The following is a 12,099-nucleotide window of genomic DNA, read 5'->3' on the forward strand; positions in this document are numbered from 1 at the left end:
CCTCCAATATTATTTGTTATATTTTTTTTCTATATCAGCTATTTTATTTATTCTTGTTGCATGTCTTCCACCTTCAAATTCAGCCGAAAGGAATGTATCAACAATATCTAAAGCTAAACCAGTACCAACTACTCTCTCACCCATTGCTAAAATATTAGCATCATTATGTTGTCTTGTAGCATGAGCACTAAAAGTATCAGCACAAACTGCAGCTCTTATTCCAGGAACCTTATTTGCAGCTATAGAAATTCCAATACCAGTGCCACAAATTAATATACCAAAATCAAACTGTTTTGTCACTACTGCTTCTGCAACTTGAATGGCATAATCTGCATAATCACAAGAACCTTCAGTTAATGTACCAAAATCCTTTATCTCTATTCCTTTTAATTTTAAGTGTTCTATGACTTCCCCCTTAAGTCTGAATCCGCCATGATCACTTCCAATTGCTATCCTCATAATTGCACCTCCAAAATTTATAAAAAAAGAAGACTAAAGCATTAAAAAATGCCTTTATCTTCCTTTATTTTTATCAATACTTTACCTATTATATTTTTTAATTGATCATATGTTTTTGAATAGACGTCAATAGAACCACCGTATGGATCTGAAATTTCACCCTTTACGCCAGCATATTCACATAATGAAAATACATTATTAGATTTTTTAGGAGAATTTGAAGCTATTAAATCTCTCATATAGTTAGTCATAGTCAATATTAAATCAGCATTATTTATCATATCAGAAGTGAGTTGCACTGCTGACCTTTTGCTAATATCATGAGATAGATTATTCATGACTAAACTAGCAGAGTGTTTGGAAGTCTTACTACCAGGAACAATTGAAATTCCCGCTGAATATGCTCTTACACCATCTATATCACAGATGCTATTAAATATAGCTTCAGCCATACAACTTCTACAAGTGTTACCTGTACACACAAAAAGAATATTCATACTTCCCTCCAATTTAAGCTTTTATTATATCAAACCCAGCAGCTTTTCTTAATCTATTCATTATAGCAAGGCCCATACCATCTTCAGTAAATGCTTCACTAATAATGTAATCTACTGCTGAATCATCAAACTTTCTTAATGTTTCAAAAAGATTTTTAGCTACTTCCTCAATATTATTTCTACTTCCAAGAGAAATAATATTTCCTTGTTTATATAAGTTTTTAGTTTCTTCCGTAGCCATAATACCAACTTGAAACCCTTTTTCTATATAATTTTGCACTATTTCATTTATTTTTTCAACACTTTTTTCTAAAGAACCTTCAACTATTGAAACCTTAGCCTTAGGTGCATAGTGTCTATACTTCATACCTGGAGCCTTGGGTTTAATATCTTCTGATGGTTTCTTCATAATCGCAGCATCTATATACACCTCAGGATCTACTTCTCTAAGCATTTCTAAAGTTATACCGCCTGGTCTTAACACGCAAGGCGGAGTCACTGTACAATCAATTATAGTGGATTCTAAGCCTACATTGCTTTCATTTCCTCCAATTATAAAGTCAACCTTCTCATTTAGATCTTCAATACATCTATATATATCAGTAGGACTAGGCCTACCGGATATGTTCGCAGATGGTGCAGCAATAGCAGTTTCAGAAAACTCTATAAGTTTAAGTGCTAATTTATCCTCTGGCATCCTTATTCCAATGGTGCTAAGTCCCGCTGAAGTAATATCTGGCACAATCGGCTTTTTATTGAACAAGATAGTAAGTGGTCCTGGCCAAAACTTATCCATTAGTTTTTCTGCCACCTTTGGAACATCTTGAGCATACTTTTCTACATTTTTACTTGCAACATGAATAATAAGCGGGTTATCTTGAGGTCTTCCCTTAGCAATAAATATTTTTTTTACCGCATTCTCGTTTAAAGCATCCGCTCCAAGCCCATAGACAGTTTCAGTTGGGAAAACTACCGTTCCACCACTTTTTATGCATTCTGCTGCTCTTTTAATATCATCTACACTTTCTTCAACATTATTAATTATTTTTACTTCAGTTTTCAAAACAATTCACTTCCTCTAGATCTTAAATCTCAAGTTGGCCTCTTGCAATCTTCACATTCTCTATACTTAGATCTGTATATACCGCTTTGACACAATTTCTATACACCAAATCTAATAGCTGATATTTTAAGAGCCCTCCATGTTTTATAATAGTAAAATAATATAATTCTTCTGGCTTAAGTATTTTTATCTTTCTATATTCATTTGCAACATAGGGATATTTCTTAAAAAAACTTTTTGTTATCGGCTTCATGAATTTATTTCTAAGTTTCACTGTAGTGACAATTATCATTTCCATGTTTTCGTCTTTTCCTTCAGTATGAACTAAAACAACTTTATCACACAATATAACATTTTCACTTTTCAAAATCCCTGTTCTTATCCTTAGCTTGTTATTTGAACACTGAAAATCAATAGCTATACTATTTGCAACAGCAAAAATAGCAATTAATATGAATACCTCTAAAAAAGCCAAATAACTAGTATAAAATATAGTAGTCTTTCCTAGAAGAAATACTATTATAGGTAGAGCAAAAAAGAGAAATAACATACTTAACAAAAATAATCTATACGACTTTTTTTGCTTCTTTACAGCCTTTGAGATATGCATAGCAGCTACTCTCCTTTATTAATCGTATTATTTAAGCCCTACATTTTCATGTAAGGCTTAAAAATTAAACTAATTAAAAATCAGTATTTCCCATAGCTTTCATCTTTTCAGCTTGGTCTGCAGTTATAAGACCTTGGATCATCTCTTCCATATCTCCATTTAAGAATGAGTCTAGTTTATAAAGAGTTAATCCAATTCTATGATCTGACACTCTTCCTTGAGGATAATTGTATGTTCTTATTCTTTCACTTCTATCCCCTGTTCCAACTTGGCTCTTTCTATCTTCAGCTATACCAGCAGCTCTTTCAGCCTCAGCTCTTTCAAAAAGTCTTGATCTCAAAACTTTCATAGCCTTTTCTTTGTTCTTAAGCTGTGATTTTTCATCTTGACATGATACAACAAGTCCTGTTGGTAGATGCGTTATTCTTACAGCTGAATCTGTTGTATTTACACACTGTCCACCGTGTCCAGATGCTCTAAACACATCGATTCTAATATCTTTGTCACTGATATCTATTTCTACATCATCAACTTCAGGTAATACAGCTACTGTAGCAGTTGATGTATGAATTCTACCACTTGATTCTGTGTCAGGAACTCTTTGAACTCTGTGAACGCCCGATTCAAACTTAAGTCTTGAATATGCGCTGTCACCTCTTAGCATGAATACAACTTCTTTAAATCCGCCAATATCAGTTTCATTTGTACTCATAAGTTCAACTTTCCATCTATGATTTTCAGCGTATCTTGTATACATTCTAAAAAGATTTGCAGCAAACAAAGCTGCTTCTTCTCCACCAGCACCTGCTCTGATTTCTATAAATACGTTCTTATCATCATTAGGATCCTTTGGAAGTAATAAAACTTGCAAATCATTTTCTAATGTATTTTTTTGTTCAGAAAGTTCTTTTATTTCTTCTTGAACCATTTCTCTCATTTCTCTATCATTTTCTTCAGCTAACATTTCTTTATTGGTTTCTATCTCATCTAAAACATCTTTATACTGTCTATACTTATTTACGACTATTTCTAGTTCCGCATGTTCTTTACAAAGTTTTCTCCACTCGTTTTGATTAGCCATGATAGATGGGTCTGATATTTTTACCGAAAGTTCATCATACTTATTTTCTATAAAGTTTAATCTATCTAATATCATCCTATCACTCCGTAATAATAAATTTCATATTTTTTTATTATATCATATATATTCCTATCATATCAATAGGAAATATATATCCACTACTTTACACTTAAACTTATATTTTCAATCTGTCACACAAAAACTATGAAAGTTATAAAAATATATCTTGAATTCAAGTAGTTCATCATTATAAATGAATAACTTTTGGGTTAAATTTATATTTTTAAAGTTATCCATCTTTAACACTATTAGATTTAAATCATCTAATTGCAGTTACAACTCTATCAAGTGATGCCAGGTCCTTAACTATTTTAACATTTTTATATCCTTTTTCAAGTAGTAATTCTTTTACAGCTTCACCTTGATCATAACCTATCTCAAAAGCTATGGTTCCGCCTTCCTTTAGAACTTTTACACTGTCATCAATTATTCTTCTGTAAAAATCAAGACCATCTTCCCCACCACTAAGCGCTACAATAGGCTCATAGTCCTTAACATCTTCCATTAATGTAGGAATAATATCTTCCTTAATATAAGGTGGGTTAGAGACAATTACATCGTAAGTTTTATTTTCCTTTATAACTTCTTCTAATAGATTGCTTTTTATAAATCTGCATCTTTCTTCTAAGTTTAAATCAATGATATTTTTTTTCGTAACTAACTCTGGGGTATTTTCTATATCTATAAAATCAACCTTAACATTCTTTTGATTTTTTGCTATGGCAATGCCTATAGCACCACTACCGCAACATAAGTCACATAAATCAATTGCTTCCTCATCCTTAATTATACCCAAAACTTCATCCACTAAAACCTCTGTATCCGCTCTCGGAATTAGAACACCTTTCTCAACATGTAATTCTATTCCATAAAACTCCGCTTGTTCAAGAATATACTTTATAGGCATTTTATTTTCTCTTTTTTCAATGAGATCATAGAATTCCTTACATTTTTCTTCTTCAACTAATTCTTCTCTATGAGTAATTAGATAAAGCTTATCTTTATCTATTACCTTTCCTAAGATAAGTTGACAATCCAAAACATAACTATCTATTGCTGCTGCTTTGAGTCTTTCATTACCCTTGCTAAGCAATTTACCAATAGTTTCATCGTCCTTTATTCCTTCCGCCGCCTTAAGTGCTCTTATAGCAACTTCAATTTGGTCATCTTCTGGTTCTCTGGTAGTTAGATTCTGAAGTTTTAATCCTGGTGCCGCAATTAAGTGAGATAAGAAACTTTCGCTTTTTCCAATCCATCTTATAAGTTCAAAAGTTACTCCAGAAACTAAAGGTAATAAAATCACTCTAGATAGTATTCTCTCCGGAAGAGAAGTCCAACCAGTAAAAGAAAAAGCAAATATACTAACTAGCATTACTAGAAGCATAAAATTAGTGCCACACCTTGGATGAAATCTTTCAAACTTTTTTACATTTTCCACAGTAAGTTCCATTTCATTTTCATAGCAAAATATAGTCTTATGTTCAGCTCCATGGTATTGATACAATCTATTTATGTCGTCAAGTCTTCCTATTACATACATATACCCTAAGAGTATTATTACTCTTATTACACCTTCTACCATATTGAGCCCCACTACACCTAACCCTAAATGTTTAAACAACGAAGTAATTGCAGTAGGTATAGCCACAAATAGCCCAACTGAGAATATTAAAGATACTAACAATGTAAATCCCATTATTATATCATTACTTTTTTCACCAAACTTATCATTTATCCATTTATCAAACTTTGAAGGTTCTTCGTCTTCTTCGAAAAATGATGCCGAGTAGTTAATACATTTGATACCCTCCACCATAGAATCCACAAGAGATATAAATCCTCTTATTACAGGAACACCAAGTATTTTATATCTTTTAGATACTGGTACAGTGTTCTTAAAATCAACTTCTATATTTCCATCAGGAGTTCTTATAGCCGTTGCTAAACCACTAACCCCTCGCATCATAACTCCTTCAAGTACCGCTTGGCCTCCGACCTTAGTTTTCCTCATATATAACCTTCCTTTTATACTGAATATTTTTATAGTTATGTCTTTTATTAGTTTCTTGACTTTTTATACTTAAAATAACAATCTCCGCATAAAGACTCGTACTCTACATCATCCACATTATCTATGGCTATTTGCTCACCTTCAAAAACAAAGCGACCATTTATTTTTCTACCATTTAATATAGCTTTATTCCCACACTTACATATAGTCTTCATCTCTTCAATACTATGTGCAATTAATAGTAGTCTTTCACTTCCTTCAAAACCATTCATTTGAAAATCAGTTCTTAATCCATAACATATTACAGGTATATCTTTTACAACTGCAATTTCAAGCAACTGATCTATTTGGTAGTTTTTAAGAAATTGAACTTCATCCACTAATATGCAATGTATTTTACCGTTTAATTCTACCCATTGAGATACTTTTTCAAAAATATTGTCATCTTTTTTAGCAAGTAAATCTACAGTTCTTTCTACTCCTAATCTAGATACTAGCTTGTCTCCACCTTTTTTATCAGTAGATGATTTTATAATTAAAATATTCATTCCTCTTTCTTCATAGTTATGTGCCACCTGCATAAGATGAGTTGATTTTCCTGAATTCATAGCACCGTATCTAAAATATAATTTACTCATAAAATAATCTCCTTTTTTCATCCTCAAACGTGTTTGATATGATTATATCATTATATGTATATATGAACCACTTCATATTTAAATTTATGAATCATAAAAGCTTATTTATTATCTGTACTATACATAAGTTAATTCTATTTTGTTTATAATCAATTGGTCAATTAGTAAAATATTCATCCCCAATCATGAAATGTCATAACTGTAGTTTAATAGACACATTTATTATTACCTCCTTATTGACTCCCGTATTATGTCATGCTATACTTTAGTAGTTGCAAAAGCGACAGTATTTATTTCGAAAGAGGTGAACAAGATGAGAGAAGGCATACATCCAGAATACCACAACGACGCTGTGGTTAAGTGCGCATGTGGAAACACATTTACAACTGGTTCAGTAAAATCAGAACTTAAGGTAGAAATATGCTCTAAATGCCACCCATTCTTCACTGGTAAACAAAAAATCATTGATGTTGGCGGTAGAGTTGATAAATTCAAGAAGAGATTTGGTCTTGAAAAGTAGCAATCGTGGGAAAGATAGACTCTTTCCCATTTTTGTTTGGAATTTAGGCATCTTCAATAATAGCTAGTACTTAATTAGCTGTTTTGAGGATGCCTTATATAATTGTTAATCTTAATTCAATTACCCACTTTTTCATATAAGTATAAATTGCTTTTATAGTTCTATTTTCTATATCTTAGTCTAAGAATGAAATTTTATATCTTTATTATGAAATAAATGTTAAAATATAAATTAAATGAAAATTATATTCTAAAAAACAATTTTTCTATATTATTTTATCAGCAAAGAGAGTGAGAAACATGAAGAAACTTCTTATTTTAACAGCATCTACAGGACAAGGTCATAATCAAGCAGCAGACTCTTTAGTTGAAACCTTTTCCCAGTTTGGATATGAAGTTATTAAATACGACTTTTTATATAACAACAGTAAATTACTTAATAATGTTATCGTTGTAGGTTATGAACTATTTGCTACAAAGGCACCCAATCTTTACGGTACATTTTACAAAGCTACAAATATAAAGTCTATGAATAACATAATAAAAGTCTCCTTTTGGAATACCTCAAGAAAGTTATTAAAATTTATAGAGGAAAACAAACCTGATTTAATAATAGGTACTCACCCATTTACAATAAACGTAGTATCAATGCTAAAAAAAAGTCAGCTTACCAAACTGCCTTTTATTTCTATAGTCACTGATTTCAAAGCTCATTATACTTATGTATCTAAGTATGTCGATGCTTATGTAACAGGCAGTGAGTATACAAAAAACGATTTAATTTCTCGCGGAATAAATTCTGATTTAATTTTTCCTTACGGAATCCCAATAAGAAGTGAGTTTTACGTTAAAAATGATGAATATACAGAAGTAAAAGATTCTGATTATTTCAATATACTTCTTATGAGCGGCAGTATGGGGCTTACAAATATATATTATGTACTTAAGGAGCTAGTGAATAACAAACATAAGCTTAGGATAACGGTTGTTTGCGGAAAGAATACTAACTTAAAAAACAAACTTCTAAGTTCATATTCTTCTCCTATTGAAGGTAAAAAAATTCATATCCTTGGTTACACCAACGATATATCTGCAATAATGGATTATAGCGATATTGTTATCTCAAAACCAGGTGGACTCACAGTTACAGAATCAATAGTGAAAAATTTACCACTTGTGATTCCGTTTGCTATACCTGGTCAAGAAACAGAAAACACTGAATTTTTAACCAATGAGGGTTGTGCGATATATGTAAATGACCTCAAAGACTTAAACGCATCCTTAGATAACTTAATAGAAGATCCTCAATCATTACAGGCTTTAAAGAAAAACCTTTACAGACTTTCCTCAAAATTTTCATTAGAATCCATAGTTTCATTGGCTAATGATATTCTAAAAAAATAAACAGACTGCAAGTGTCCTTACTTACAGCCTGTTTTATTTTTACCTTGAATTGTTATCTAAAATACTTTTATCAAACATATTTAAGAATTCTTTATTATTTTTAGTTTTAGAAAGTAAAGCAATCAATTTTTCAGTTATACTTTCAACATTACCTTCTCTATACATTACTTTTCTTATAGCATATGCTGCTTCTTTTTCATCATCGTTAAGAAGTAGATCTTCTTTTCTTGTTCCAGACTTATAGATATCAATAGCCGGGAATATTCTTCTTTCTTGAAGTTTTCTATCTAAGTGAACTTCCATATTTCCAGTTCCCTTAAATTCTTCAAAAATCATATCATCCATTCTGCTTCCTGTATCAACAAGAGCAGTTGCAAGTATTGTAAGACTTCCGCCTTCCTCTATCTTTCTCGCTGCACCAAAGAATTTCTTAGGCATTATAAGAGCTCCTGGATCTAATCCACCTGAAAGAGTTCTTCCTGTTGGCGTTATTGTTAAGTTATAGGCTCTAGATAATCTAGTTAAGCTATCTAGCAAAATAACTACATCTTTGCCGTGTTCAACCATTCTCTTTGCTCTATCTAAAACCAATTGAGCCACTCTAGTATGATTTATTGGTTCTTCATCAAATGTTGAGTATATTACCTCGCCATGTATACTTCTTTGCATATCTGTAACTTCTTCCGGACGCTCATCTATTAATAAAACCATCAATGTAACACTTGGATAATTTCTAGATATGTTCTGTGCTATCTTTTTAAGCAAAGTTGTTTTACCAGCCTTCGGTGGAGCAACTATTATACCTCTTTGTCCTTTACCAATAGGCGATACAAGATCCATAAGTCTTGATGATAAGTCTTTTTCATCATTAGTCTCTAGTCTTAATCTCTCATTTGGATAAATAGGCGTCAAGTTTTCAAAGTATTTTCTCCCAATAGCAGTCTCCGGTCTCTCTCCATTAACTCTTTCTACATATAATAAAGCTTTAAACTTTTCGCCTTCTTTTGCTTCTCTTACTTTACCTTCAATTTCATCCCCAGTTCTCAAGTTAAATCTTCTTATTTGAGATGGTGATACATATATATCTTGATCTGAAGTCAAATAATTTCTACATCTTAAGAATCCAAAATTGTTTGTCTCCATTATTTCTAATATTCCTCTAGCTGAATTAGAGGTATTTATCATTTCCTTTAATCGTTCTTTCTTTTCTCCAACCTTTTCTTCACTTGCATTCTCTTGCTGCTCTTCTACCTTTTCAGTAACAGCTTTTATTTCTTCTGTTCTTTCTGCAGGTCTGTCAACTGTTTTTACTTCTTTTTCCACATCGGTTGACTTAGGAGCAATTTTTTCTCTTAGTTCAACCCCATCTTTTTTTATAACATTAGGAGAACTCTTTACTATTTCTTCAATAAGTTCATTTTTTTTCTTTTTTGAAATATTCTTTATCCCTAAATCTTTAGCTAATTCTTTTAGCTCAGTTAAGGTTTTCTTTTCGTAAAATTCTGCTGTCAAAATGACACCTCCATATTTTTTTAAGGGAATCAACAAAGGAAACAATAGAAATGAAAGTATAAGGTAAATTATATCTAAATCTAAAATATATGAGTATTACAAACTTATTAATTTGCATATCTTGAGTTGTTACATATTTGAATTTTTTGCAATATACCAAATATCGGCGTGCAATTAACATAAATCAACGCAAAAACATGGGAATATTAGCAATCCATAAACCGCATTTTATTGATCCGCTATCGTAAAATCTTCTTAGTTTTGGTTTATTAGTACTGAAAATATTTAGAAATGACTAACAAGAAAGACTTTGGTCTTTTGAGCATTTATTCTGTACTAAACATAATTTAGCTTCAGTAACATTTATAATACAATTAGCATTTATATTATGCTTTATTAGAAACATATTTTCAAGTATTTTTTTTCATATATATAATTATTGAGTAATAATGATAATTTTATTCATTATTTATATACAAAGTGTATAGTTTTTCAAACAAAACAGATCGTTACTTTTTATTTATATAATTAACTCCTTAAACTCTATTTTAAGACAATTAAGAAAAAAGTTTAACAAGAACACTTCTTGTTAAACCTATAAATTTACATGTATATTATTTATTAGCTATAGCAGCACCTATAAAGTCTTTAAATAGTGGATGTGGTCTATTAGGTCTTGATTTTAACTCTGGGTGATATTGAACAGCTACAAACCAAGGATGGTCTGCTATTTCCACCACTTCTACTAATCTTCCATCTGGAGATGTTCCAGCTATTCTCATTCCAGCATCTGCTATTGAACTTCTAAACTCATTGTTGAATTCATATCTATGTCTATGTCTCTCATATATTAGACTATCTGAATAAGCTACCTTTGAGAAAGAATCTTCTTCTAATTTACATGGATATAATCCAAGTCTCATAGTTCCACCAAGATCTTCTACATCTTTTTGTTCTGGCATTAGATCAATCACTGGATAATTAGTTTCTGGATCAATTTCTGATGAATTAGCTCCAGTATATCCAAGAACATTTCTAGCAAACTCAATAACAGCACATTGCATACCTAAACATATACCAAGGAATGGCTTTTTGTTTTCTCTCGCCCATCTAATAGCTTCTATCTTGCCCTCTATTCCTCTATCTCCGAAACCTCCTGGTACTAAAACACCATCAACACCTGAAAGTAAATCATCTACGTTATCTGCAGTAACATCGACTGCATTTATCCATTCTATTTCAACCTTAGAATCATTATGTAATCCACCGTGATTTAAAGCCTCAACTACGGAAATATATGCGTCATGAAGTTCTACATACTTACCAACTAAAGCTATCTTAGTCACCTTAGAAAGACTCTTTATTCTATCTACCATTTGAGACCATTGTGTATTATCGATATCACAACATCCTAAATTTAACTTTTCAACTACTAGCTTATCTAAACCTTCATTATGTAACATAAGTGGTACTTCATATAAATCTTCTGCATCAAGATTTTGTATTACTGATCTTCCGTCTATATTACAGAATAAACCTATCTTGTTCTTAATATCATCTGATAAAGGTTTCTCTGCTCTACAAACAATAATATCTGGTTGTATACCAATCCCTGTTAATTCCTTTACTGAGTGCTGAGTAGGTTTAGTCTTTAATTCTCCTGCTTTTCCTAAGTATGGCACTAGGGTAACATGTATAAAGCATACATTTTCTCTACCTACTTCATACTTAATTTGTCTTATAGCTTCTAAGAATGGAAGTGATTCAATATCCCCAACAGTTCCGCCAATTTCAGTTATAACTACATCTACATCCTTTTCTTTAGCTACTCTATAAACACGGTTCTTTAATTCGTTAGTTATATGAGGAATTACTTGAACTGTTCCACCTAAGTATTCGCCTTTTCTTTCCTTAGAAATAACAGACCAGTATACTTTTCCTGTAGTTACATTTGAGTTTTTAGTCAAATTTTCATCGATAAATCTTTCATAATGTCCTAGATCAAGATCTGTTTCAGCCCCATCATCTGTTACGAATACTTCTCCATGTTGATATGGACTCATAGTACCTGGATCCACATTTAGATACGGATCAAACTTTTGTATTGAGACTTTCATTCCTCTATTCTTAAGCAATCTTCCTAAAGACGCAGCAGTGATTCCCTTACCTAAAGATGAAACTACTCCCCCTGTGACAAATACATACTTTGTGGTTCTCTTGCTCATACTCTTTCCTCCTAAGAATC

The 12,099-nt window shown here is 31.6% G+C and carries 11 protein-coding genes; 2 read left to right on the forward strand and 9 right to left on the reverse strand.

All coding sequences use genetic code 11. The features are described from left to right. Window positions 1–9: 9 nt before the first annotated feature. The 7 genes from rpiB to bsdtw1_RS16960 all read right to left on the reverse strand — a co-directional run bounded on the left by rpiB (window position 10) and on the right by bsdtw1_RS16960 (window position 6,419). Window positions 10–459 (reverse strand): ribose 5-phosphate isomerase B, encoded by a 450-nt coding sequence (gene rpiB / locus bsdtw1_RS16930; RefSeq protein ID WP_183278730.1) that lies wholly within the window; start codon window positions 457–459, stop codon window positions 10–12. 41 nt (window positions 460–500) lie between these two features. Beyond that, entirely contained in the window at window positions 501–956 is a 456-nt protein-coding gene (locus tag bsdtw1_RS16935; RefSeq protein ID WP_183278731.1) for a low molecular weight protein arginine phosphatase, read from the reverse strand. A gap of 13 nt (window positions 957–969) precedes the next feature. Further along, window positions 970–2,019, reverse strand: a complete 1,050-nt coding sequence (locus bsdtw1_RS16940) for an L-threonylcarbamoyladenylate synthase (RefSeq protein ID WP_183278732.1) — start codon at window positions 2,017–2,019, stop codon at window positions 970–972. 22 nt (window positions 2,020–2,041) lie between these two features. Beyond that, window positions 2,042–2,629: a hypothetical protein gene (locus tag bsdtw1_RS16945; RefSeq protein WP_183278733.1), complete on the reverse strand. Its 588-nt coding sequence runs from the start codon at window positions 2,627–2,629 to the stop codon at window positions 2,042–2,044. Window positions 2,630–2,702: 73 nt separating this feature from the next. Continuing rightward, on the reverse strand, window positions 2,703–3,785 hold the full coding sequence (gene prfA, locus bsdtw1_RS16950) for a peptide chain release factor 1 (RefSeq protein WP_183278734.1): 1,083 nt from the start codon (window positions 3,783–3,785) through the stop codon (window positions 2,703–2,705). Between the two features lie 244 nt (window positions 3,786–4,029). After that, a complete protein-coding gene (gene prmC, locus bsdtw1_RS16955; protein WP_183278735.1) occupies window positions 4,030–5,781 on the reverse strand; it encodes a peptide chain release factor N(5)-glutamine methyltransferase in 1,752 nt (583 codons plus the stop codon). A gap of 47 nt (window positions 5,782–5,828) precedes the next feature. Next, window positions 5,829–6,419 (reverse strand): thymidine kinase, encoded by a 591-nt coding sequence (locus bsdtw1_RS16960; protein ID WP_183278736.1) that lies wholly within the window; start codon window positions 6,417–6,419, stop codon window positions 5,829–5,831. A 313-nt stretch (window positions 6,420–6,732) separates the two neighbouring features. On the opposite strand from bsdtw1_RS16960, the gene rpmE reads away from it, so the two are divergent. Both rpmE and bsdtw1_RS16970 read left to right on the forward strand, forming a co-directional pair. Continuing rightward, window positions 6,733–6,939 carry a 50S ribosomal protein L31 gene (gene rpmE / locus bsdtw1_RS16965; RefSeq protein WP_183279837.1) on the forward strand — a complete coding sequence of 69 codons (207 nt, stop codon included), beginning with the start codon at window positions 6,733–6,735 and terminating at the stop codon, window positions 6,937–6,939. A gap of 299 nt (window positions 6,940–7,238) precedes the next feature. After that, entirely contained in the window at window positions 7,239–8,342 is a 1,104-nt protein-coding gene (locus bsdtw1_RS16970) for an MGDG synthase family glycosyltransferase (protein WP_183278737.1), read from the forward strand. Between the two features lie 39 nt (window positions 8,343–8,381). Here bsdtw1_RS16970 and rho read toward each other — a convergent pair whose 3' ends face one another. Both rho and pyrG read right to left on the reverse strand, forming a co-directional pair. Next, window positions 8,382–9,854, reverse strand: coding sequence for a transcription termination factor Rho (rho, locus tag bsdtw1_RS16975; RefSeq protein WP_183278738.1), 1,473 nt, complete (start codon window positions 9,852–9,854; stop codon window positions 8,382–8,384). Window positions 9,855–10,468: 614 nt separating this feature from the next. After that, window positions 10,469–12,079: a CTP synthase gene (pyrG, locus tag bsdtw1_RS16980; RefSeq protein WP_183278739.1), complete on the reverse strand. Its 1,611-nt coding sequence runs from the start codon at window positions 12,077–12,079 to the stop codon at window positions 10,469–10,471. Window positions 12,080–12,099: the final 20 nt, after the last annotated feature.

Origin of the sequence: Clostridium fungisolvens (assembly GCF_014193895.1) — a bacterium.
In the GTDB taxonomy this organism is placed as follows: domain Bacteria; phylum Bacillota; class Clostridia; order Clostridiales; family Clostridiaceae; genus Clostridium_AR; species Clostridium_AR fungisolvens.